Source organism: Halovivax gelatinilyticus (assembly GCF_024300625.1).
In the GTDB taxonomy this organism is placed as follows: Archaea; Halobacteriota; Halobacteria; order Halobacteriales; family Natrialbaceae; genus Halovivax; species Halovivax gelatinilyticus.
In genome coordinates this window covers 2,988,838-3,013,164 of record NZ_CP101322.1, presented here as the reverse complement: position 1 = coordinate 3,013,164, position 24,327 = coordinate 2,988,838, and the positions used below count along the sequence as shown (strand labels likewise).

Sequence of the window (24,327 nt, the reverse complement as noted above, 5' to 3'; positions counted from 1 at the left end):
GGCGACGGAAAGTAACTTCTATACCAGCGGGGTGTGACCCCACGGATGAGCACATGAGCCAGTCTTACAACCGCGGTCTCGTCGAGGACTTCGGTCGGTGGCGGGAGTTCGCGCCCGGAATGTGGGCGTGGATCCTCCACAAGTTCACCGGCTGGATTCTGATCGGCTACCTGTTCACCCACATCGCCGTGTTGAGCACGGCCATCGGTGCCGCAGGGGAACCGGAAACCGCCATCATGGCCGGAGACGACATCTACACGACCACGCTACAGGGTCTCGAGGGCCTGTTCATCGTCCGGGTTCTCGAAGTCGGTCTGTTGGCAGTCGCGGTCTTTCACATCCTAAACGGCCTCCGGCTGTTGCTTATCGACCTCGGAATCGGACTCGACAGCCAGGATAAGAGCTTCTACGTCTCGCTGATCGTCACGGCCGCGATCACGGTCGCGAGCGTCCCGACCTTCATGACGGAGGTGGGTCTCTGATGGCCGAACGCTACTCGAGTTTTACCCCCGGTGGGACCGCCTGGCTCCTCCAGCGAGTGACGGCAGCCTTTCTCATCGTCACGCTGGCGTTTCACTTCTTCTTACTCCACTTCGTCAATCACGCGTGGGAGATAACGTTCGCCGGCACGCAGATGCGAATGGAGAACCTGGGTTACATGCTGACGATGATCCTGTTCCTGTGGGCCGCGGCGTTCCACGGGGTCAACGGAGTGTACAACGCCCTGGTCAACCAGGGCCTCTCGGGGACGCCAAAGCGCGTCGTCCTCGTCATCCTGTCGCTCGCCGGACTCGCGCTCGTCGCCCAGGGAACCTACGTCGCACTCATCATGGGAGGGATCGTATGAGCACCCAACAAGAACAACCGCCACAGACGGAAGAGACCGAACCTGGAGAGGAATCGGCGGACACCGAGCCCTCACCCCAGGACCGACGCATGGCGCAGAAAGCATCGCGACAGGCCGAACGGGAGAAGGCAGCCGAGGAGGCCGAACCGACCGGGGAGACGGTTCACCTCAAGGTGTTCCGATTCGACCCCGAAGTCGAGGCGAAGCAGAAACCCCGCTTCGACGACTTCCACGTTCCGTTCGAAAAGGGAATGACCGTCCTCGACGCGGTTATCTACGCCCGCGACGAGTTCGACTCGTCGCTTACGTTCCGACACTCGTGCCGACAGGCCGTCTGTGGCTCCGACGCGTTCTTCATCAACGGCCGACAGCGACTCGCCTGTAAGACACAGATTTCCGAACTCGACCAGCCCGTCAGGGTCGAACCGCTTCCACACCAGGAGGTGATAAAGGACCTGGTCGTCGAGATGGAACACTTCTACGAGCAGATGCACGCCGTCGAACCGTACTTCCAGTCCGAAGACACCCCGCCTGCATCCGATCTCGAAGAACAGCGACAATCGCCCGAGAACCGTGAGAAGGTCAAGATGTCGACGCGCTGTATCTGGTGTGCGGCGTGTATGTCCTCGTGTAACATCGCCGCCGGGGACAACCAGTACCTGGGTCCCGCGGCGATCAACAAGGCGTACCGGTTTGCGATGGACGAGCGCGAAGAGGAGGAACTCACCGAACACCGACTTCGCATCATCGAGCAGGAACACGGCGTCTGGCGGTGTCAGACGCAGTTTTCGTGCACCGAGGTGTGTCCGAAAGACATCCCGCTCACCGAGCACATTCAGGAGCTCAAGCGTGAAGCCGTGAAGAAAAACCTGAAATTCTGGTAACCATGTACGAACACGACGTAATCGTAGTCGGCGCCGGAGGGGCCGGCCTCCGGGCCGCGATCGCAGCGAACGAGGCGGGCGCCGATACGGCGATCGTCACGAAGCTTCATCCGGTCAGAAGTCACACCGGTGCGGCCGAAGGTGGCATCAACGCCGCGCTTCGAGAGGGCGACGACTGGGAGCTACACGCCTACGACACGATGAAAGGCTCCGACTACCTCGGAGACGCACCCGCCATCGAGACGCTGGCCCAGGACGCTCCCGAAGACACGATCAGACTCGAACACTGGGGTATGCCCTTCTCCCGCGAGGAGGACGGAACCGTCTCCCAGCGACCGTTCGGCGGGCTCTCGTTCCCGCGAACCACCTACGCCGGTGCGGAGACCGGCCACCACCTGCTTCACACGATGTACGAGCAGGTCGTCAAGCGAGGGATTCAGGTCTACGACGAGTGGTACGTGATGAATCTGGCCGTCACCGACGAGCCAGACCCGAACGATCGGACCTGCCACGGCGTCGTCGCCTACGACGTCCAGTCCGGGAACATTGAAGGATTCAAAGCGAACGACGGCGTCGTCCTGACGACCGGCGGTCCCGGTCAGGCGTTCGACCACACCACGAACGCCGTCTCCTGTACGGGCGACGGGCACGCCATCGCCTACCGCGCCGGCGTGCCGCTCGAAGACATGGAATTCGTCCAGTTCCACCCGACGTCGCTTCCCTCCACCGGAGTGTTGATCTCCGAGGGCGTTCGCGGCGAAGGCGGCATCCTCTACAACGAAGACGGCGAGCGGTTCATGTTCGAACGAGGATACGCGAACAACGCCGGTGAGTTGGCCTCACGTGACGTCGTCTCGCGAGCCGAGTTAACCGAGGTGAACGAAGGACGGGGAGTCAACGACGAGTACGTCTACCTCGACATGCGCCACCTCGGCGAGGAACGGATTCTCGATCGACTCGAGAACATCCTCCACCTCGCGGAGGACTTCGAAGGCGTCGACGGGCTCGTCGAACCGATGCCGGTCAAGCCCGGCCAGCACTACGCGATGGGCGGGATCGAAACCGACGAGAACGGCGAGACGTGCATCTCCGGGCTTTACGCCGCAGGCGAGTGTGCCTGCGTCTCCGTCCACGGAGCGAACCGACTGGGTGGCAACGCCCTCCCCGAACTCATCGTCTTCGGAAAGCGAGCGGGCAGACACGCAGCCGGCGAAGATCTCGGCGAGGCCGAAATCGTTACCGGGTACGGTGAGGACGTCGAAGACGAAACGGACCTTGACTCGCCGGTCCAGCCGGGTCGTGCCGGCCTCGGCGAATCCAAAGCCGCGGGCGAAGTGGCGACCGACGGGAGCGGCCAACTGACCGCCGGCGAGGACGTTCTCGAACGAGCAGTCGAGGCCGAACGCGAGCGCGTCGAGTATCTGCTCGAACACGACGGGACGAATCACGCCGACATCCGAGCGAAGTTGCAGGAAGCGATGACCGCGGACGTCAACGTGTTCCGCACCGAAGCGGGGCTAAAGCGGGCATTGAAGGTCATCCGGGAGTGTCGCGAAGAGTACCAGAACGTCGGCGTCGCCGATCCGTCGCGTACGTTCAACACCGACCTCCAGATGACCTACGAGACGCGCAACCTGATCGACGTCGCCGAGACGATCACTCTCGGCGCGCTCGTGCGTAACGAGTTCCGAGGGGCTCACTGGCGCCAGGAGAACCAGCGACGAGACGACGAGAACTGGCTCAAACACACGCTGATTTCCTGGAACGACGGCGAACCGAACATCTTCTACCGACCGGTAATCCTCGACGGCGAGGAGAAGACCTACGAGCCCAAAATCCGCAGTTACTGAAGCCGATTGGCGAGGTTTTTCTCGGTTCGAAGCAGTGTTGAAATCGATTCAGATTGGTAGCCGAGGGTACGAACTGTGAGGAGAGTTAGATGCCGAAGACGTCTATCACGTCGATTCCGACGTCTACGTGATCGACGAGCTTGTAGCCGAGAAAGAGCCCGACGATACCGAGCAATCCGGGGAGTTCGGGTGGGGCCGGAATCGGTATCGAGAGAAATCTGAACAGTCCGCCGGTCAGGAGACCGGTCACCAGGGCGAGAACGGCGAGTTGTGTCGACATCGTCGATACGTGAGACGGGAACCGAGAAAAGTGATGCGACAGCGCCCGCGCGCGATTAGAGTTCGATCCGTTCGACCAGTTGATCGCGGTTCTCGTTGGTGTTGACGGCGACGATCCTGACGTGATCTTCGAGCCCGGAGCCGTTTAGTTTTGCTTTCAGGAGGTTGTCCACCTGATAGACGCCGGCGGCGTTCGTCATCTCGATTTCGACCATCACCGGACTCGAGTTACCTTCGTGGAGCGAGACGCGACTGATCGCCTGACTGGAGAGGGTGTTGATTCCGCGACCACCGTGTTCGTAGGGTATTCGCGAGCGTCCGCGCTCCATGTCGAGGGCGTCTGCGACCCTGATGATGCCGGCTTCGGTGGTGAGCGGTTCGACGGGGCTGTGATGACAGAGGATCGCGTGAAGAATTTCACCGCGCATGCGAACGGCCTCGCTGACGTCGTAAAACTCCGGCAGAATTCGATCGAGGATGTCGGAGGCGAGCGGGATCGAGTAAAACGCGTGTCGATCGCGATGGACGGTGTGGCCGACGTCGTGTAACGTCGCCGCGAGTGCAATGATGACCGATTCGTCGGCTTCGTCGAGTGATTGTTGCTGTGCGCCGTTGAACTCGACGTCACTGGCTTTCAGGAGATCGTACAGACAGAGCGCACGATTTCGAACGATGTCGATGTGTTTCGGTCCGTGATCGTTGTACTGTAACCGCTCGACGGCGTTTACGTTCTGCGCGTCGAGGAAGGCGTTGATCTCTTCGTCTTCGGCTACGTACTCGAGGACGGAGTTCAGCTTCTCGTCTGGAAACGCGTGTGAGTCGGCTGGATCGTACACGCGCCGGCCTCCGGAAGTCGAATTGGTCATACCTGAAGATATCCTGCGGTGGCAAAAAGCCCTACGTTGGCGAGTATGTGATGAGTGAGTGTCGTCCAGCACACGGTTGGTTTTCCGCCCGCACTGTGCGGCCAGCTCGACCTCTCGTTCGAGAGTTCGCTTCCAATTAGAGACGAGATGGGCCAAGAGGACACGCCATCCCAGATGGTTTTAGCGTCGGACAGTGCGGAAATTGCGTAGTTACTGGTCGTATCTGCCGAGTTCGTCCAGCATTACTTACCTGTTCGGTCCAAAAAGGTTATAATTGCCAGTCGGTAAGGTTCGGATAGAGATGGTAGCCGAAATCGCACCACTGTTCATCCCCGGCGTACCCGGGGGTCCAGAGCTCTTGATCATCCTCTTCATCGCGATCTTGTTGTTCGGAGCCAACAAGATTCCGAAGCTCGCCAGGTCGACCGGAGAGGCCATGGGTGAGTTCCAGAAAGGAAAAGAGAAAGTCGAAACCGAACTCGAAGAGATGCGAGAGACCGGATTCGAAGAAGCGACCGAAGAAGACACCGACGAAGTCGTCACCGACGACGACACCGAAGCCGAGACCGACACCGAAACGGAAACGAACTGACTCCGTTTTCAGCCCCGGGGCGTGTGGCCTAGCGGAGAGGGCAGTAGGTTCCTAACCTTCTGATCACGGGTTCGAATCCCGTCACGCCCGTCATCGTGCTGAGCGAAGCGATGCCGATGACGGATTGTGGGATTCGAATCAGACAGAGGTTTCACGAGCGGAGCGAGTGGGTTCTCAGGCGTGGTTCGACTCCCGTCACGCCCGTCCGTGGCTTTGAGGGGGAGTGGGCCGGTAGCGGAGTGCGAATTTGAGAAGTCGGTTCAGTTTGCGTGTGGCGGTAGATCCAATTTCACCCACTGTACCAGTCGCCACTGCCCGATGGTCGATGACCGTTACCGAAGCTTATAGATCAATAAGTAATGTGAACAGAGAGTCAACAATCATAAAATAAAAGACCCGTGAGGTACGAACATACACAGATCGAATCATATGTGCACAGGGTTTGAAATGTTAGGGTGTCAACCGGACGGGAGAACGCCGGACCGTGGTGTGGTTCGAATTATCATGCCCGATAATTTGTGGATGAATTTTTTGATGGGTGAGTGTTTGGAGGGTGTTAATGGCTATTGACGAGGGCGACCACACCGGCGTTCGGGGATTTTCTGACGGGGACTCGTCAGATTCGACCCCGGATTCCGATGAAACGAGCGGTCCGACGAGCGGCGCAGCCGTTCGAGTAGGATCGTACACGTGGGAGGATTTCATGACCGAGTACGGGTACGAGACGGACGTTTCGACGCTCTACCCAGAAGATTCGACCGATTCGGGTCAACAGCTCGGCCTCGACGCGGACGGGCGTGCATCCGTTCCACGTGGCTCCGACTGGGATCGGGTCGATTTCGACCCGACGACCTATCTTGGATACCACCCGGACGATGTCGAATCACTGATCACCGAGACGTTCGCTCCGAATGCGAAATATCTCTGGAACGAATTTCTCGAGTACGTTAACCCGGAAACGACGCCCGTGGTCAAAGATGTCTACACCTGGGAGCACTACAAGTGGGAGTACTACTACGACGACGACGGATCGCGACCACGGACGAAAGAGGGTGACATCGATCGGTTCGACGGCGAAGAGGCGCTCGGATTCGATCCCGATTCGATCGAATCCCAGCTTCACGCCGCAGGTAACGCGGCGATGGAACTCGACGAGCTCGTCGACGAACGGACGGTCGACGTCAACGAAGACCTGGATGAAGACGAGTTCTTCTCGACCGATCACGGGAATACGACCGTCGTCAACCGATACGATCTCGAAAAAACCGTTCCGTTTGAGAAGAAACTCCACTTCAAAGAGACGGAGCGATACTGGGTCAACAAACCGTATTCGTTCATCATCATCTTCCACTCGGAGAAAGAAAACGAGAAGAAGTACTACGTCGTCGAGCCGTACCGAAACGAGATCGAACGGGAACTACAGGAATTTCTCTCGGGGAAACTCAGAACGGCGATCAAGTACGCCGACGATGGCGTCAAGAACAAGCGAAACGAGGACGGCCGTAGAGAGGTCATCGAACGAGAGACCCGTCGGTTGCTCAAACGATACGATCTGTTCGAAGAGTCGAGCAACGCGACGACGATGGGAATCATCGAGTCGTTCAAAGAGTTCTTCGACGATGACGAAGATAGCGACGACGAAGATGAGGCGGAAACGCACGCACCGCTCCAGGGTATTTCGGTCAGGCCGGAACCGATACTTCTCGAGGAAGATCCTGACACCCTCAACGAGTACCAGGTCGAAAAGTTGCTGTACATGTTAAAACGCGACTTCATCGGCTACGAACGAATCGATCCGGTCAAACACGACATCAACGTCGAGGACATCTCCTGTGACGGGTACAACTCGCCCGTCTTCGTCTACCATTCCGAATACGAACAGATCATCTCCAACGTGTATCACGGTGAAGACGATCTGGACGATTTCGTTGTCAAACTCGCACAGCGGTCGGGGAAAGGTATCAGTAAGCGACTTCCACAGGTCGACGCGACGCTGCCGGACGGTTCGCGGGCACAGCTCACACTCGGGCAGGAAGTTTCCGATCACGGGACGAACTACACGATCAGGCAGTTCAAGGACGTCCCGTTCACCCCGATCGACCTGATAAACTGGAACACGTTCAGCCTAGACGAGATGGCGTTTCTCTGGCTGAGTATCGAAAATCACAAGAGCCTGATCTTCGCCGGCGGGACTGCGTCCGGGAAGACGACCTCGCTTAACGCCGTATCGCTTTTCATACCGGCGAACACGAAGATCGTCTCGATCGAAGATACACGCGAAGTCGAACTCCCGCAACGAAACTGGATCGCCTCGATGACCCGGCCGTCGTTCTCCGACGACTCCACCGGCGATATCGACGAGTTCGACCTGCTAGAAGCGGCACTGCGTCAACGACCCGACTACATCGTCATGGGTGAGATCCGTGGAGAAGAAGGTCGAACGCTGTTTCAGGTGATGTCGACGGGTCACACTACGTACACTACCTTCCACGCCGACTCGGTCGACGAGGTGCTAAAGCGATTTACGACGGATCCGATCAATGTCTCGAAGACGATGTTCACAGCTCTGGATCTCGTTTCCATCCAGACCCAGACGCGAGTACAGGGACGCAAGGTCCGGCGGAACAAGTCGCTAACCGAGATTAACCACTACGAGGCGGAGAACGACGAGATAAACGTTCAAGACGTCTACCAGTGGCAAGCCGAGACGGACGAGTATCTCAAAATGGGTGATTCGAACACCCTAGACGAGATCATGTTCGATCGGGGCTGGAACTACGAGAAGCTCCAGGACGAACTGTTCAAGCGGAAGGTGATTCTGGCCTACCTGATCAGAAACGGGTTGAATACGTACGCCGAGGTGGCAGCGACGGTTCAGGCGTTCATCAACGATCCGGATACCATTCTCACGCTGATCGCGAACGATCAGTTAGAACACAGCCTCGCCGACCTCCGCGAGATGGAGAGCGTCAAGATCGACGTCGATCCCGAAAAGGAAGAACTCGTTCCACGCCCGGACGCATCAACAGAGACCTATAACCTGTCGATGGACATCCTAGAGCGAGCCGAAGAGTCACTCTTCGACGAGTATCGCGGGCGCGTCCCGAGTGGGCTTGCAAGCGCGCTGGAGCAGGTCGAAGCGGATGAAACTGCGTTCGAACCAACGGATGAGGAAGCGTTCGACTTCGACGAAGCGTTCGTGACCGGACCGGCACCCGAGTGGGGCGCCGACGAAGACGAAGCGTTCACTTTCGACGAACCCTCGGCGGAGGCAGGTGTCGAAGCCGAAGCCGAGACGCCATCCTGGCTCGAGGATGATGGAATCGAAACCAAGACAGTTGAGGCCTCAGGAACCGCCCAGGAAACGGTCGAAACTGACGAAAGCGAAGCCGTAGCGCATCCACCGGCACTGGAAGGAAGCGACGACCCTACAGAGTCGGCCGAACTCGATGCGACGTCCGATGACACGCTCGAACTCGAAGAGCCGTCGCCCACAATCAGCGACCCGGACGCGACGGACCGATCGGCGGACGATTCTGGTGACGGACTGGAGAGTCTCTTTACCGGGATGGAAGATACGCTGGAAGCGCTCGAATCGGGCACCATCGAATCTGAGCCATCTGAAGAAGACGACTCGTTGCAACCGGATACGTCAGATTTCGACTCGATGTTCCCGGAGGACGATCTCGCTTCGATCTTCTCACCGGGAGGAGACGAGTCGGATGAGAGCGAGCCGGAGTGGGATCTCGGTCGACGAGCGCGAACGAAGGAAGTGAGTAAAACTGACCGATCCGATCGAGCAACGGACGACGAGACCGAGTGGGAACCAGCCAGTGACAGTGCCGACGACGCGTGGGAATCGGGAGAGCTTCAGTCGGAACAGTCGACCGGGGACGAGTCGACAGACAACACAGAAGACGACGACACCGGGTCGATCTTTGGCACGGAAGACGGGCCCATGTTCGACGATACTGAGCCCGATACAGGCGATTCTGGCTCGATCTTCGACCGGGAGTCGGACGAGGAATCGATCTTCGGTTCGTCAGAGCAGGACGAAAACGAGGCGTCCCCCCGGAGTGAGACCGGTAGCGACGACGTAAACGAAGCCGAAGGGGACGAACAAGCCGATCGATTCGACGAAGAGGACGAGTCATGAGTTTTCAGCAGAGAGATCCATCGGATACCCGATTCGGCGACTCCGACACCCTCGGTGATACGTTCTATCCGGTCTACGCCCGGCTGTTTAGCGACGACAGCCAGTTCGCCGCCGACGTGGAGAAGAAGCTCGCTCAGGCCAGAATGACGGACACGGTCGAGATGTACCTCTCCCGTGCAATCGGTATCGGGTTCATCAGCGGCTTGTTCCTCTGGATTCTGGGATTACTCATCGGCTGGGCCGTCTTCGGAACGGGGCTCGTCGAAGTCGAAGAAATCTTCGGCGTACCGATGTCGAGCGAAACGATGCTCAACCTCTGGGAGACGGTTAAAATACCGACTCTGGTTATTCTCTGTGGCATCGTCTTTGGGTCGCTCGGGTTCGCACTCGGCTTCGGATCGCTCGTCGCCGTCCCATACTCGAGAGCGTCAGCCAGAAAACGCGAGATCAACATGTTGCTTACCGACTCGGTCTCGTTCATGTACGCCCTCTCGGTTGGCGGGCTCAACCAGCTCGAAATTTTAGAAGCGATGGCCGAAGCCGACGATACGTACGGCGAGGTCTCGAAGGAGTTTCAGAGTATCGTAAACGAAACTGAATACTTCGATACGGACTATCGAACGGCAATTCGAAATCAGGCGATCGAGACACCGAGCGACGAGCTGTCTCAATTTTTGACAGATATGCTCTCGATCGTCAACAGCGGTGGCGACATGGAGAGTTTCCTCTCGGATAAGAAAGAAAAGCACATGCGGACGGCCAAACAGCAACAGGAACTCACGTTAGAGACCCTGGAGCTATTCGGCGAGATGTACATGACGCTCTCGCTGTTTCCGCTACTCTTGATCATCATCCTGGTGATCATGCAGATGATTCCGGGTTCTGACGTCTCGATAAGCATGATCTACATCTCGGTCTACGCCCTAATTCCACTGACTGGGATCGGGTTCATCGTTCTCGTGTCGACGGTGAAACACGACGAGATCGGCGACGGCTACCTCAGTCCCGACGGCGGTCACGAGCGGTTACGAGCGACCCAGAACAGCAGCCTGCTCGATCTGGGACTCATCGAGCAGTTCACTGGCAGCCACCGGGTGTTCGATCGGATCAAGAATCGGGAGGGGACACACGAGACGATGAACGTCCTCCAGCGACCGCATCACTTCTTCCGAGAGAATCCGATGTACACACTCGCGCTTACCGTCCCCGCCGTCCTGGTCATCGTAACGTCAGCGATGGTTCAAGACTCCGCGCCGACGAGCTGGTCGGGAATGCAAGAAAATCCGGTCTGGGGGACGTTCATCTACGTCTACTTTCCGGTGTACGCAACGATGATACCGCTTGCGATCTTTTACGAGTGGAACGTCAGATCCAGACACCAGGTCGTTTCGACGCTCTCTGAAGACCTCCGAAAACTCTCGAGTGCGAACGATACGGGGCTCACGCTGCTCGAATCGCTGAAATCGGTGTCGGACACGACGAATGGTAAACTGGCCGGCGAGTTCGAGCAGATGCACACCAAGGTCAACTACGGGATGAGTCTGAAAGCGACGATGATCGAGTTCAACAACAAGTACCACATCCCGCGGCTGGCTCGAACGGTGAAATTGATTACGAAAGCCCAGGAGGCGTCGAATCAGATTTCGAACGTCCTTCGGACGGCCGCACGAGCGAGTGAGAACCACGACGACATCGAGCGCGACCGAAAGTCGCGCACGCGGATGCAAGTCGTCATCATCATCATGACGTTCATGACGATGCTCGCCGTGATCGCGATCTTGCAGACGCAGTTCCTGGAGACGATGTCTGGACTCGGGACCGAAGGAGAGGTGGATGCAGATCAAGCACAAGCTGCGGGTGGTCCGATGTCGGATATGGATCTCAGCGATAATATCGACGTGAACCTGATGTCACTTCTGTTCTTCCACGCTGTGACGATGCACGCCATCCTGTCCGGGTTCATCAGCGGCTACATGCGAGATGCGAAGCTGCTGAGCGGACTGAAGTACGTCATCGCCCTCTCGACGGTCGCGCTAGTTAGCTGGTCGCTGATCGCCTGATACCATGACGTACGAACCACGACAGAAGCCGATGGGGGACGACCGCGGACAGACGGTTCAGGATTTCGCCGTCGGGATCGGTCTGTTCATACTCGCGGTGGCGTTCATCTTCGCGTTCGTCCCGACGATCATCACGCCGTTTGCCGACGCGGGCGGCGCACAGACGGCGCAGGCCGATCGAATCGCCGCGACGATCGTCGATAACGCTTCGACTGACACGCCAAACGAGCTAGACCTCGAGGAATTCGATGAGTACTACGATGAGGATGGGGACGACCTCATCGAAGTCCTGGGATTGCGCAGTTCGAGTGATCGCGCGTTCGATCGCGTGAACGTGACCATTGTGGAGCTAGACGAGTATGGTGACGACTCTGCAGAGTACGTAAATGCAAGTGGGCATCTGTACGACGGAGAGATCGGTGCCAGTGCAACGCGAATCGTGACGACCGAACAAAGCGAATGTGATCCCGTCTGTGTACTGACCGTGAGGGTGTGGTAGCATGAGAGATCGAAGTCCAACGACCGACGAGCGTGGCCAGGCGTTTACGCTCGAAGGGTTTGTCGCGGCGATCGTTCTCCTGACGGCAGTGTTGTTCGCGCTGCAGGCCGTCGTGATCACGCCGACGACGGGTGGCGCGGTAGATCGCGGTGTACAGGCACAGGCCGAACAGGAGGTCAAAGACGTCGTGATGACCGGAGCGGCGAGTGACGACCTCTCGAAGCTGGTTCGGTACTACGACAACGAAAGCGAAGAGTGGATCGACGCGACGTTCGGTGAGGACGCAGACTTCGTCTACAACAACTCGGCGTATGCGAACGTGAGCGACTTCGGATACGTACTGAATACGCACTTTTTCGAACACGGAGGGAATTCGTACAACGTCGAGTACATCTACTGGGAGGACGAGAATAATCGATCGACGACCGACGCCGTCCGAATGGGTGGTGCCAGAGGACAGGGAGCCGTCTCTGCGAGTTTCACGGTTACGCTGTACGAATCGCAGAATCTGACCGTGTCCGGATCGAATGGCCCCGAAGAAAGCGATGAGACCGTCACCCTCGAAGTGGCACACGATCAATACGACTATCCCATTCCGCCGATGGAGCAAGCCGACGACTCCGAAGTGTACAACATCGTCGAAGTGCGGGTGACCGTATGGTGATCGCGAACGCTCCGGGTGACGAGAGGACCGAGCGCGGCCAGCTCGTCCTCATCGGCGCGATCACGATCGCGTTCATCCTCCTCGGCGTGGTCGTCATCTTCAACGGGGTTCAGTACACGGAGACGGTGAATACAGGCGACGCAGGCGAGAGCGCAGAGGACGTACGGATCACCGAAGCCGAACTGGAAGCCGGAGTTGAAGGCTTAATTGAGCATTCTAATGAAACTAACAACGTAAGTTGGGAAACCAAGATTGAAGAATACGTCGAAGATCAGTACACTCTGACGCGGGCGCAGGGGAAGGCCATCCACGTCGAAGCCGAAGCGAGCATGCTCACTGACTCACCAACCATTAATGAAGATCTCGAGGTTGCAGTCACGTACCATTACACCTCAAATAGCCTCTCCATCGAGAACACGATAACAGTCAGTGCCACACTGGGCGATGCGCTGGGTGAGACACCTTGAAGTTTGGACGTGACGACCGTGCGGTCTCGATCGCCATCACGCACGTCCTGACGGTCGGAATTACGGCGGTGCTCATCTCCGGGCTGTTGATCGGCGCGGGCAGCATGCTCGACACTCAGCGAGAACAATCGGCCGAGGCGACACTCGAAACCATCGGGGAGCGCCTCGCCGGTGAGATTTCCGGCATGGATCGGATGGCTTCCGAAAATAGCGAGAGCGCGACGATCAGAACGGACCACCAGCGCTTCGCGTCGGGATCGCAGTACACCGTGGAGTTGCGAGACTCCGGTTGCGATATCGATGAGTATCCACTGGTCGAAACCAGCGAGTGTCTCGTTCTCACCTCCCACGGTGAGGACGTAAACGTCGCCGTCCCGATCGCAGATCACGTAGACGTACGAGAAAACTCGAGCGTTACCGGCGGACCGATCCAGGTCGTCTGGGACGACGGGATTACGCTGGAGGATCAGCCATGATTCGGAGCGATGGCCGATCGACCGACCGCGGGGTGAGCGAAGTCGTCGGCTTCGTCATCGTCTTCGGCCTCATCATCGCCTCGGTGGGCGTGCTCTACATGACCGGCTTCCAGGCGATGGGCGACTTCCAGCAGTCAGAACAGCAAAACAACGCCGACTTCGCGATGGACGCGCTCGCGGAGAACTTCAACGACATCGTTCGCAACGACGGCGTTCTCGAACGCTCCGGGGAGTTGAATCTCAGAGAAGGGACCATCCAGGTCGAATCCGATGGTTCAATTAAACATATTAACGTAACTAAAGACGGCTCTGATACAGACGTACTCGACGACCACCTGAGTAACTACGACCACGATGGTATCGGGGCGTTCACCTACGAGTACGAGGGAACGACCGTCGCCTACCAGGGTGGAGCCGTCGTGAAGGTCACGCCGAGCGGGGAGATCACGGTTCGCGACCCGCCGATGAGGTGTGTCGACGGCGTCGCGGTCGTCTCGCTGGTCGTCGTCGACGGTGACGAGCGGTCGCTCATGGCTCACGGGAGCCAGGAGGTGACGGCGAACAAGATTGGGACGAGCGTCTATCAGGGAAGCAATGTCACTATCGAATTGGGTGACTCGGAATATACCCAGGCGTGGGAACGATCACTCGAATCGCTCGGACTCAAAGACAAGAATGAATGCGACCAAGAACACGCCGTCGTCAGGATAACCTCGGTCGACATCAGTTACGACTGATTGCTCCAGTCCCCGGTGAGCATCGCCCTGAGTCCGGCTCGCGACGCGAGCGCCTCTAGTCGCTCGGCTCGGTTCTCGATCGTCCCGCTTGTTTTAAGGTAGGTTCCGTTCGACAGCCGCTCGTAGGCGCTCCACCGCGATCCGTCCGGGTCGACGGGTTCGTCGTTCAATACGTACGTCTCGCCGTCGTCCGGCCAGGGAAGCCTAACGCCGGAGAGTCCGCGTTCGAAGAGGTACGCCGTCGCTTCGGAGAGCGCGCCGGCGGACGTCGAGTGACCGACGGCCCCAATCTTGCCGCGGTCGTTGAACACGCGAACGACGAACTCGCCCTCCTGGTCTTCAGTCGGCGAGTTGGAATCGGGAATTTCCGATACGGAGTCCGTCGCCGGCGATCCGTGCCCATCCCCCGATCGGTCGTCGGGAGCGTCCGCTGATCCGTCTCGACGCGTTTCATTCGGGGGTTGATCGAACATCAGATCCGCGTCCCCCTTCGTGCCCGAACTCCCGGAGGGGAGGCCGGCTGATTGATCGGTCTTCGTGACGAGTTCGTCGAGGATGGTCTCGACGAGAGGGGCGCATTCGTTCGGCTCGAGATCGATCGCATCGGCGAATTCGTCCGTCAACGTCTCGATCAACGCGTCGCGTGACACAACGAGGCGTCTGGCGACGAGGTCACTCGGATCGAGCGAGGCGATGTGTGAACGGATTTCCTGGCGGGAAAACGGTTCGAGGACTGTCGGCCGGTCGGAGAGTTCTTCGATCGGGACGATCGCAGCGGGCGTCCCGTCCGTTCCCGTAAACGTCGCGATCTCCCCACGCTTGAATGCGATGGCTCGATCGAGGGCCATCTCCGAGAGGATGTTACCCACTTCGTCGGTCGTGAGGCCGTCGGCATCGACGAAGACGGCTACCGCAGGTGTCGATCCGTCAACGTCGACCGACAGGACGAACGCCTCTACGTCAGTTGACTCGATCGAAGACGGTCTGTCCACCGACTCGGCGGACCAACCGAGCGCTGAGAGGAGAGGACGAACCACCCAGTCTCGCCGTTCTGCGGCTGATCGGGGTGGATTCGTCGCGAAAACCGCATCGAGTCGTTCGACACAGTGCTCCAGCGCGTCCATACTCATTACGGAAAATTCGTCACGCGCAACTATGTACCATGTGGTCGACTGGTCAGGATCGGCCAATCGCGTCGGTACAACACACAGACTGAACGACCCGCGTTCAGATTCCGAAGGATTCGGTCATCTGAGGTTGAGCTGTGACTGCTCTGTGGGTTCGAATCGGTAGATACGTAACCGTCCGTCGTGGATCGAAAACGACGATTTCAATTGTGGCGGAATCGTCTCCGCCTTTCCGATCACCAGGAATCCCTCCTGCCTGAGCGACTTACCGATCGTCTCCAGCATCGATCCCTTGTACGCCGGATCGATGTAGATAAACAGATTCCGACAGATGACCAGATCGAATCCCGACTTCGGCTCGTCGTTGATGAGGTCGTGTCGTTCGAAGGTGACGTTCTCACGGACGGGAGCTCGAACTTCGAACGTGTCTTTTCCACGACACTCGACGTATCGATCGAACGCGTCTAGATACGAGAGTTGATCGCTGATGTCCGTCGTTCGCGATTGTTGATACACACCGCTTCGAGCGGTTTCGAGCGCCGGTTCACTGATATCGGTTCCGAGAACGTACAGTTTCGACTCGTCGATCTCGGGGTCGGCGTGGGCGAGCATTGAGAGTGAGTACGCCTCTCTGCCGTCCGCACAAGCCGCTGACCAGACGTGAACGGAATCGTTCGAACGCGATAGGATCGCAAGGACATCACGAATGCCGTCCCAGACGTCTGGGTTGCGAAAGAACCCGGTTACGTTGATCGAAAGCGAATCGAGTAGCGCCGTCTGTTCCTCGGCGTCCTCTCTAATTAGCTCGTCGTACTCGGCGTATCCGTCACAACCGGTTCGACGAATACGAGACGAGATTCGCCGATCGAGGTAACTATCGTTGTAGTGGCTCGTCGCGAAGCCGAGATTGGATTCGACGTACGAGAGAATCGACGCGAACGCATCGTCGCTCACAACTCGCTCACTCCGTTTTCTCCGTTACCGCTCTTGATGACGAGCGTTCCAGTTCCCGGTGTAAACTCCACTGTCCTGCCGTGATTTCCACCGACGTCCTCAGAAACGAGTGGTACGCCGAGTTTCTCGAGTTCCGCACGAGCGGCGTCGGCGTTGCGCTTTCCGACGCCGTCGCCGAAGCTTTCGAATTCAAACATATCGCTTCCGCCGGCAATTTTCGCCTCGACGTCCGTGTAGGTCGCGCCCCGCTCCACCATTCGCCGAAGCAACGCACGAATCGCCGTATCGGCGTATTTACCCGGTTTGATATCGCTGTTTTCTGCCTGGTCGCCGTCCGGTAACATCGTGTGAGCGAGCCCCCCGATTCCAGTATCCGGATCGTATAGCGCGATCGCCAGACACGACCCGAGACCGTAGGATTTCAACGTGTTCTCACCCTCGCTGACGGCGAGTTCGGAGATACCTACCTGGACGGGGTCTGGCACTCCTGGTTCAGTTCCGTACGTCTTCATGTTCCTTCTAGTTCTCCAAATTCTGCCGTCGTCGGCGTCTCGTCGATCTTGTCGACGTCGAGAGCGTTGAGGGCGCGTTCCAGATCGTCTTCGTCCGGAATCGCATACACTTCGCAATCGAATTCGCGACCATCGGCGACGACCTTCGTATCGAAGACGAACGCGTAATCTTGTTGTTCGCCGAGATGGATGATTACCGGGTCGACCGCGGCAGCACCGATATCGTGAACGAACTCGGGCGTCGAATGGTCGATCGTCGTATCGAGGACGTTCGCCCACCCGTCGAGAAACCCACTCGCCATGATATTACCGAGTTCCTTGATGGCGCTGCGTCCCATCTCGTCGAACTCACCTGGTTCCGACGTCCCGGTATCCATCGGTACCATCGCATCGATGATTTCGGTCGCCGACGTCTCGTCGAACAGGAACAAGAGGTAGCCACTCGGCATTCCGTCGAACTCGAACGCCACCCCAACCAGACGGTCGTTTGCAACCTCTTCAGGAATCGCTTCTAGCGAAACGAAGTTGAGCCGGCGAATCTCGACCGTGGTTTCGATCCCGGTCAGCGTCGTCGCGGTCCTGGCTACCTCCTGTGCACCCTGTTCTGCCATCCGATCGAACCCTTCGAGTTTATCGTACTCGATTCCCTCGCTCGTTCGCAACCGTTCTAAGAGCGTCGCCATCGAGTCGTGCTCGGGAAAGAGGTAGTGACGAAACCCGGTTTCGGTCCCGACGGCCTCGATGTGACTCTGAAAGACGAGTGCGAGATCGTCCGCGTCGGGCGCCGTCTCCAGATCCCCAAAGAACGGATCGGCACTCTCCCCTTCGATAAATTCGGGCGTGGATACGTCGATGACGGTTTCCAGGACGTCGGCCCAGCCGTCGATAAAGCCGTTGTTCATAATCTGACCGACCTCCGTCGCCGCGGATCGACTCAACTCGTCGAACTCGTCTGTCGTCTGATCCGGGAGTAACGCGTTGAGTACCGTTCGAGCACTGTCGCGATCGAAGACGACGATCGAATGCCCGTCAATCCCACCCGAGAGCTCGACCCGAATGCCGACTTTCTCCGAACCGTCTTCGAAATCGTGTCTGATCTCGGTCCCGCGCATGAAGTTGAGCTTCGTCACGCCCACTTGCGTCTCGACGTCGGTCATCTGGGTTAGCCGCCCCGCGGCGAGACCGGCGCCCTCTCTCGCCATCCGATAGAACGTTCCGAGGGCGTTTACGTCGAGTCTCATGCGGTCTGTGGTTCGATTTCGTTGACCATCTCAACGAACTCTTCGAGGTCGGGAAACGCGTAGATCTCGGCTTCGATCTGGTAACTCGGCACCGTGAGGTTCGAGTCGAAAAAAAGCGCTAGATCCTCCCCGCCGAGTCCAGCGGTCCTGACGACGATGTCGCCGGCGGGTGCGTAGACGAGCTGCGGAGCAGCCGTGTCGATTGCCCGACCGAGAACGTCAGCCCAGCCGTCGATGAACCCAGAAGCCATCATGTTGCCCATCTCCTCGACGGCGCTTCTGGCCATCTTCCCGGAGACGTTTTCCATGTCGTCGACGACGTCTCTGAGCATGAGTGCGGTGATCTTCTTCGCACTCGCTTCTGGAAAGAGAATAAGGATGTGGCCGTGTGGCTCGTCAAGGAGGCGCACGCGAACGCCGACACGCTTGCCACCATCGAGCTGGGATTTGATATCCTGGACGTCGATGAAGTTAGTCTTCGTTACCTCCATCCGGGCGTCCTGTCCGGTGAGTTTACTCAGGTTATCCGCGACTCCGTTCGTTCCAACCTTCGCCATCTCGTTGATGAAACTTAACTTTCGAATGTCTACTTTCAGCGTCATGATTCGATGATCCTCTCTTCGTCTCTCGTTGTGTTCATGATTATATTGTTGCTACGTCTAGGATGGTCACTACTTCACCCCGACCCCTGACCGTCGCTCCGCTGACACCGGGGACGTCTCGCATGAACCCATCGAAGGGCTTCACGACGACCTCACGCCGACCGTGGACCAGGTCACACTGTAACGCGACCGATCGGACATCGTCTCGAACTCGCACGACCATTCCATCCCTGTCGGCCGACGGCATCGACGTTTCCATCGCCTCAGCGAGTTCGACGACAGGCATCGGTTCGCCGCCGTCGTCTAACACGAGACCGTCATCCGATTCGGCGACGAACCGGCCGTCGGCGACGTCCTGAACGACGTCTACCGGAATGCCAAACTGCTCACCGGCGGTCTCGACGAAAAGGACGTCGTCGATCGCGACGCTGACCGGGAGCGTCATCGTAACCGTGGTTCCCTCGCCCGGCTCGCTCTCGACCGAAACGGTCCCGTTCAACGTCTCGATTGTTCGCCTGACGACGTCCATCCCGACCCCTCGGCCGCTCACGTCGGTGACCTCGTCAGCCGTCGAGAGTCCGGGATGGAAGACCAGATCGTAGATCGAGCCATCGTCCAGTTCGTCGACCTCGTCTTCGTCTAGGACCCCGGCTTCGAGCGCTTCGTCTCGGATGCGATCGGCCTCGAGGCCACTGCCATCGTCTGTTACCTCGATAGTCACCCGGTCGCGCGATCGGTCCGCCCGAAGCGTAATCGTCCCCTCCGGAGGTTTACCGGCCTCCTCCCGGGAATCGGTCGGTTCGATTCCGTGATCGACCGCATTTCTGACGAGGTGGATGAGGGGATCTCCGATTCGATCGAGAATGCTTCGATCGAGTTCGACGTCGTCGTTCTCACGTTCGAACGAGATCTGTTTGTCCTGTTCCCGAGCCAGGTCTCGGACGACGCGCGGTAGGCGGTTGGTCACCGTTTTGAGTGGGACGAGTCGGACGTCCATGACCGTCTCCTGGAGTTCGGATGTTATGTCCTCAAGATCGTCGAGTTCCCGCTCGAGGGTCTCGTACGGATCCTGGTCGGTGACCGCAGACCGAAGCCGGACACGGGACGTGACGAGCCCTTCGACCAGCTGCAAGAGCGAGTCAACCGATTCCCGATCGACTCTGATGGACTGTGAACCCGTCTCTATCTCCGATTCGGTCTCGAATTCGGCCGGATCCGGAACGTTGAGATCCGGAACGACCATCTCGGCGACGTTGTCGAGAACTGGGTCACCCGTCTCGCTGCTATCGGCCTCGTCACCATCGCGTTCGTCCGCTCCGAACGACGACGTTTCCTCGTCGAACTCGACGAACGACTCGTCGACCGATGGATCGTCGAATTCGTCGACGGCGAATCGGTCGTCGTCTTCGAAATCTGCCGATCCTGCCGTTTGCTCACCGCCGAAACCGTCATCGGTGTCGTCGAACGCCACATCCCACGCCTCCGATGTCGGATCTGGATCGATTACCTCCCCGTCGAGATCATCGTCGTCCGACGGATCGAACGCGACGTCGTCGAGTGCGGCGAAGTCGTCCTCGTCGAACGATTCGTCATCGGTTACACCGGCATCGAGAAACCCTTCGTCGGCTACATCGGTATCGAAGGACTCGTCATCGGTCACACCAGCATCGAAGGACTCGTCATCGGTCACTCCGGAATCGAACGACTCGTCGGCGAACTCGTCAGGCTCAGGGACGAACTCCGGATCGAAGACGTCCGCCTCGAAGACTCCGTCGTCGTCCATCTCCGTCCACTCGTCGTCTAGATCGTGGTCCGTCTCGGTTTCGGGTGCGTCGGGCGATTCCGTTTCGGCTACACCGCTCGAGACTGGCTGTTGTTCATCGAGATCCACGGTGGCCGGCGGTTCAGTTTCGTCCACTTCCGAACGAGCTACCGCATCATCGCGTTCGACAGCACGTTCGGTGTCGTCCAGTTCATCGGCGATATCGTCGACCGGTTCGACCGGCGAAGCCGGATCGTCGCTCTCTTCGTCGAATTCGATTTCGATATCGTCGACTTCGGTCGATTGGTCTCCATCGTCGTCAGATACTGCAGGAGATTCAGACGGCTCGTCCGTGCGGTCCGGATCGTCGCCCTCTTCGCCGGACGGATCATCGGGTTCCGCCTCACTTCCGAATAGCGCATCGGCGAATTCCGAGGGAGCCGCTTCACCGGCGGACGCAACATCCTGGACGGGTTCATCGGAGCTATCAGACGTGTCGTCGGCCGGGTCATCGGCTGATGCGTTGGCAGTATCGTCTGTCGTTCGACCGGACCGCGCACTGACGACCCACTCCGGTTCGCTGTCACCCGCGTCAGAGGCCGCTGCTTCGTCGGCCGGAAGAGCCGACTCGTCGCTCGGGTCCGAGGGTGCTTCGGCGTCCACCGAGTCAGCTTCTACCGAGTCGAATTCGGGTTCCCATCCATCCGGGTCCGACTCGTCCGACTCATCACTCGCCGAAATCGGCTCCGAATCCGGTTCGACAGCCGCCGACGGGTCAGGTTCCACGTCAGAACCAAGGCTGTCGCCCTCGACATCGAGTGAAACCTCGTCGTCGGTCGCCTCGGTGGGAGGCGAGTCCGCGTCCGCGACTGTCGGCTCCGCTTTCTCGGGCGAGAGATCCGCTTCGTCGATCGGAGAGTCCGCTTCGATATCGAGGAACGCCGGATCGTCTACGTCTACGTCGTCGCCGAGCAATTCGTCCATTCCGATCTCGTCTTCGTCGAATTCGTCGAATTCGAGTTCGTCCAGTTCCTCCTGGAGTTCGTCGAACCCGACCATCTCCACCTCGTTTTGTAGCTCGGCGAACACGGCACTCGCATCGTCGACATCGTCGTCCGAAGCAGACGTGTCGGGTTCGGACGCTTCACCGTCCGATTCGGCTGGTTCAGCGTCCGCTTCGGTTGGTTCGTCGAAGAGTTCGTCGAACGATCCGGCATCGGCGATATCGTCGAACTCGCTCGCGTCTTCGATTTCGTCGGCGAGTGCGTCGATGTCGTCGAGTTCCGTAAACTCGTCTAACAGCTCGTCGACGGACATCTCGTTCGCCTCTTCAGACGACAGATCGACGGTGGTTAGATCGTCCTCGACCGACTCGGAAGGTTCGACCGGTTCCGTCACGTCGAATCGGTCACCGACCGAAACGATGTGGAACGCCGCGACTGCCTCGACCGGTTGCAAGGCGGCCTCGATCGACGACTCACCGACGGCGGACGAAAATACCGCATCGATCCGATCGCCGTGTTCGTCCTTCTCGATCGCCTGTTTCGACGGAACGGTCCCGAGAAGGTCGAACGCGTCGATCAACGCCTCGACGACGACGAGGCCGTTGTTCAACTCGCCCGACGGGGTGATCGACAGACGGACGAGAAATACGTCGTGATCGGTATCAGTTGGATCGTTTGCGCGCGTTAGTATCTCGTCGATTTCCTCGTCGGAAGGGGGTGAAAACTCCGCCGTACCATCCGGGAGGTGGGTTCTGAGCGATGATATCACCGGGCTCGGATCCGTCTCGATTCGGCCGTCGGTCGCTACCTCGTCGATCATCGATTCGAGCGCGTCCACCGCATCGAAAATCGTATCCATCAGCGACGGGGAGACCGGTACGGATCCCGCTTTGATTTCGTCTAAAACGTCCTCGAGTACGTGTGCGAGATCGCTGATCCGATCGAGACCCATCGCACCCGCGTTCCCTTTCAGCGTATGTGCCGTTCTGAAAATATCGTCGATAACGGCGCTATCATCGGGTGATTGTTCGAGTTCGAGCAACTGCGTGTTCAGTTCGGTGATCGCTTCATCGCCTTCTTCGACGAATTCGCGTCGGTACTCATCCATTTGTCTCGACACCTCCGGACCGTTCGCTCACAGGGATGGTTAGCGTCTCCGCGAGCCGCTTCGGGAGTCGGTCGATCGGAACTACCTCGTCGACCACGCCGGCTTCGATCGTCCGCCGAGGGATGCCAAATACCGGACAGGTACGTTCGTCCTGTGCGAACGTCGTTCCCCCGGCATCGCTGATCGCTTCGATACCGCGGACGCCGTCTCGACCCATCCCGGTGAGAACGACGCCGATCAGTTCGCCCCCACAGGTGGACGCAACGGACTCCATCGTTACGTCGATCGAGGGACGCACACCGTGCACTCGGTCCCCATCCCGACACTCGAGGCGTAGGTCTCCGTCGTTCCACTCCGCTACGACGAGGTGTGATCCACCCTGTGCGACGACGGCGTCCCCGGCGGAGAGCCACGTTCCTGATGCTGCCTCCGCAACGGCGTATTCGGACGCTTCGTCCAGACGCTCTGCGAACCGGGACGTAAACTCCGGTGGCATGTGCTGGACGACGATTACCCGTGCATCGAGTGCCCGGGGTAACGAGGCGAGAACGTATTCGATGAGTTTCGGACCGCCGGTTGAGGCGCCGATGACGATCAGCGGGTTCTCGGTAACCGTCCCATCGATCGTAACCCGAGTCGGAACCAGTGGGTCGGGTACCGATCGAGCAGTTCGTTCGTTGTTACGTGGTTCGAATGCGGGATCGTCGATGGACGTAGTGGCCGTGTCCGATGAATTCGGGTCTGGCGAACCCGCTTCGGCGGATCGACGATCGGACCTCTCCCGATCCGTCGTCCACTCTCTTGACCGCGTTCGATTTGCGCTAGCCGACGTTCGAGCGAGGGCGAGCGATGACAGCGTCGCGTCGGCCAATTCCGCGACGGTTTCGACGAGTTCGTTCGTGAGATCGGTGAGCGACCGACCGTTCGAACCGTCCGGTTTCTCGATGACGTCCATCGCTCCCCGAGAGAGTGCGTCGACCGACTCCTCGGCATCGGTACCGGCGTAGACACTCACAACGACGATAGGAGTCGGATTCGTCGACATTATCCGCTCGATCGTCTCTAGACCATCCAAACCCGGAAGGTCGATGTCCATCGTGACGACGTCGGGGTCGAACGAGGAGAGCGACTCGAGTGCGGTTTCACCATCGGGTGCCGTTTCGACGTCGTATCCCTCACCGGACAGGGCGTCCCCGACGACGGTTCGGACGAACCGAGAATCGTCGACGACCAGTACTCGCGTCATGCAGCAACGACGTCGGCCAGTGCTTTACGGACGCTCGGTTCTTCGAACGGCTTCGTTACGTAGCCGTCGGCACCGGCCTTGACCGCGAGTTTCATCTTTTCACGCTGACCGACGCTCGTGCACATGATGACCCGCGAGGTCGGATCAAGTTTCTTGATCGCGGCCGTCGCCTTGATGCCGTTACATTTCGGCATCACGATGTCCATCATGACGATGTCGGGGGATTCTTCCTTGTACAGTTTGACCGCCTCGGCTCCGTTCGACGCCTCACCAACGATTCGGTAATCCGATTCCAGAATCTGGCGAAGGAGATTTCGCATAAAATGGGAGTCGTCGACGATAAGCACCCCTTGCGACATTTAGTTGTACACCAACACTCGATAGAAATACGACG

Annotated in this window: 22 protein-coding genes and 1 tRNA gene; 13 read left to right on the top strand and 10 right to left on the bottom strand. The window is 58.6% G+C overall.

The window, feature by feature from the left end; all coding sequences use genetic code 11:
• The first annotated feature begins 53 nt into the window (after window positions 1-53).
• Genes sdhC through NKH31_RS14315 form a run of 4 tightly spaced genes read left to right on the top strand, consistent with a single transcriptional unit; the run spans window position 54 to window position 3,581 of the window.
• Window positions 54-482: a succinate dehydrogenase, cytochrome b556 subunit gene (sdhC, locus tag NKH31_RS14330; RefSeq protein WP_254862475.1), complete on the top strand. Its 429-nt coding sequence runs from the start codon at window positions 54-56 to the stop codon at window positions 480-482.
• Window positions 482-847 (top strand): succinate dehydrogenase/fumarate reductase transmembrane subunit, encoded by a 366-nt coding sequence (locus NKH31_RS14325; protein WP_254862474.1) that lies wholly within the window; start codon window positions 482-484, stop codon window positions 845-847. Before sdhC ends, NKH31_RS14325 begins: the two co-directional genes overlap by 1 nt.
• Entirely contained in the window at window positions 844-1,731 is an 888-nt protein-coding gene (locus NKH31_RS14320) for a succinate dehydrogenase/fumarate reductase iron-sulfur subunit (protein WP_254862473.1), read from the top strand. Before NKH31_RS14325 ends, NKH31_RS14320 begins: the two co-directional genes overlap by 4 nt.
• A gap of 2 nt (window positions 1,732-1,733) precedes the next feature.
• Window positions 1,734-3,581 (top strand): FAD-binding protein, encoded by a 1,848-nt coding sequence (locus tag NKH31_RS14315; protein ID WP_254862472.1) that lies wholly within the window; start codon window positions 1,734-1,736, stop codon window positions 3,579-3,581.
• Between the two features lie 85 nt (window positions 3,582-3,666).
• Here NKH31_RS14315 and NKH31_RS14310 read toward each other — a convergent pair whose 3' ends face one another.
• Both NKH31_RS14310 and NKH31_RS14305 read right to left on the bottom strand, forming a co-directional pair.
• Entirely contained in the window at window positions 3,667-3,861 is a 195-nt protein-coding gene (locus NKH31_RS14310) for a XapX domain-containing protein (RefSeq protein ID WP_254862471.1), read from the bottom strand.
• A 55-nt stretch (window positions 3,862-3,916) separates the two neighbouring features.
• The gene (locus NKH31_RS14305; protein WP_254862470.1) at window positions 3,917-4,726 is read right to left on the bottom strand and encodes an HD domain-containing protein; all 810 of its coding nucleotides are present in this window, start codon (window positions 4,724-4,726) and stop codon (window positions 3,917-3,919) included.
• Between the two features lie 301 nt (window positions 4,727-5,027).
• Between NKH31_RS14305 and tatA the strand changes: the two genes are divergently transcribed.
• From tatA to NKH31_RS14260, 9 genes are all read left to right on the top strand, one after another.
• On the top strand, window positions 5,028-5,318 hold the full coding sequence (gene tatA / locus NKH31_RS14300) for a twin-arginine translocase TatA/TatE family subunit (protein WP_254862469.1): 291 nt from the start codon (window positions 5,028-5,030) through the stop codon (window positions 5,316-5,318).
• Between the two features lie 17 nt (window positions 5,319-5,335).
• Window positions 5,336-5,408: transfer RNA gene (locus NKH31_RS14295), tRNA-Arg, on the top strand.
• 469 nt (window positions 5,409-5,877) lie between these two features.
• The gene (locus NKH31_RS14290) at window positions 5,878-9,474 is read left to right on the top strand and encodes an ATPase, T2SS/T4P/T4SS family (protein ID WP_254862468.1); all 3,597 of its coding nucleotides are present in this window, start codon (window positions 5,878-5,880) and stop codon (window positions 9,472-9,474) included.
• On the top strand, window positions 9,471-11,534 hold the full coding sequence (locus NKH31_RS14285) for a type II secretion system F family protein (protein WP_254862467.1): 2,064 nt from the start codon (window positions 9,471-9,473) through the stop codon (window positions 11,532-11,534). The genes NKH31_RS14290 and NKH31_RS14285 overlap by 4 nt, the downstream gene beginning before the upstream one ends.
• 4 nt (window positions 11,535-11,538) lie before the next feature.
• Window positions 11,539-12,033 (top strand): DUF7287 family protein, encoded by a 495-nt coding sequence (locus NKH31_RS14280; RefSeq protein WP_254862466.1) that lies wholly within the window; start codon window positions 11,539-11,541, stop codon window positions 12,031-12,033.
• Between the two features lies 1 nt (window position 12,034).
• Window positions 12,035-12,697 (top strand): DUF7288 family protein, encoded by a 663-nt coding sequence (locus NKH31_RS14275; protein ID WP_254862465.1) that lies wholly within the window; start codon window positions 12,035-12,037, stop codon window positions 12,695-12,697.
• On the top strand, window positions 12,691-13,164 hold the full coding sequence (locus tag NKH31_RS14270; protein WP_254862464.1) for a DUF7261 family protein: 474 nt from the start codon (window positions 12,691-12,693) through the stop codon (window positions 13,162-13,164). Before NKH31_RS14275 ends, NKH31_RS14270 begins: the two co-directional genes overlap by 7 nt.
• Window positions 13,161-13,640: a DUF7266 family protein gene (locus NKH31_RS14265; RefSeq protein ID WP_254862463.1), complete on the top strand. Its 480-nt coding sequence runs from the start codon at window positions 13,161-13,163 to the stop codon at window positions 13,638-13,640. The genes NKH31_RS14270 and NKH31_RS14265 overlap by 4 nt, the downstream gene beginning before the upstream one ends.
• Window positions 13,637-14,377 carry a DUF7289 family protein gene (locus NKH31_RS14260; protein WP_254862462.1) on the top strand — a complete coding sequence of 247 codons (741 nt, stop codon included), beginning with the start codon at window positions 13,637-13,639 and terminating at the stop codon, window positions 14,375-14,377. Before NKH31_RS14265 ends, NKH31_RS14260 begins: the two co-directional genes overlap by 4 nt.
• Here the strand turns inward: NKH31_RS14260 and NKH31_RS14255 are convergent.
• From NKH31_RS14255 to NKH31_RS14220, 8 genes are all read right to left on the bottom strand, one after another.
• A complete protein-coding gene (locus NKH31_RS14255; protein ID WP_254862461.1) occupies window positions 14,368-15,501 on the bottom strand; it encodes a hypothetical protein in 1,134 nt (377 codons plus the stop codon). The two genes, NKH31_RS14260 and NKH31_RS14255, sit on opposite strands and share 10 nt — an antisense overlap.
• Before the next feature lie 123 nt (window positions 15,502-15,624).
• On the bottom strand, window positions 15,625-16,458 hold the full coding sequence (locus tag NKH31_RS14250; protein ID WP_254862460.1) for a CheR family methyltransferase: 834 nt from the start codon (window positions 16,456-16,458) through the stop codon (window positions 15,625-15,627).
• A complete protein-coding gene (locus tag NKH31_RS14245; RefSeq protein WP_254862459.1) occupies window positions 16,455-16,970 on the bottom strand; it encodes a chemotaxis protein CheD in 516 nt (171 codons plus the stop codon). Before NKH31_RS14245 ends, NKH31_RS14250 begins: the two co-directional genes overlap by 4 nt.
• A complete protein-coding gene (locus NKH31_RS14240; RefSeq protein WP_254862458.1) occupies window positions 16,967-18,211 on the bottom strand; it encodes a chemotaxis protein CheC in 1,245 nt (414 codons plus the stop codon). The genes NKH31_RS14245 and NKH31_RS14240 overlap by 4 nt, the downstream gene beginning before the upstream one ends.
• A complete protein-coding gene (locus tag NKH31_RS14235; RefSeq protein WP_254862457.1) occupies window positions 18,208-18,813 on the bottom strand; it encodes a chemotaxis protein CheC in 606 nt (201 codons plus the stop codon). The genes NKH31_RS14240 and NKH31_RS14235 overlap by 4 nt, the downstream gene beginning before the upstream one ends.
• Before the next feature lie 40 nt (window positions 18,814-18,853).
• The gene (locus NKH31_RS14230; protein WP_254862456.1) at window positions 18,854-22,687 is read right to left on the bottom strand and encodes an ATP-binding protein; all 3,834 of its coding nucleotides are present in this window, start codon (window positions 22,685-22,687) and stop codon (window positions 18,854-18,856) included.
• Window positions 22,680-23,933: a chemotaxis-specific protein-glutamate methyltransferase CheB gene (cheB, locus tag NKH31_RS14225; protein WP_254862455.1), complete on the bottom strand. Its 1,254-nt coding sequence runs from the start codon at window positions 23,931-23,933 to the stop codon at window positions 22,680-22,682. The genes NKH31_RS14230 and cheB overlap by 8 nt, the downstream gene beginning before the upstream one ends.
• Window positions 23,930-24,292 (bottom strand): response regulator, encoded by a 363-nt coding sequence (locus tag NKH31_RS14220; protein ID WP_254862454.1) that lies wholly within the window; start codon window positions 24,290-24,292, stop codon window positions 23,930-23,932. The genes cheB and NKH31_RS14220 overlap by 4 nt, the downstream gene beginning before the upstream one ends.
• Between the last annotated feature and the right edge of the window lie 35 nt (window positions 24,293-24,327).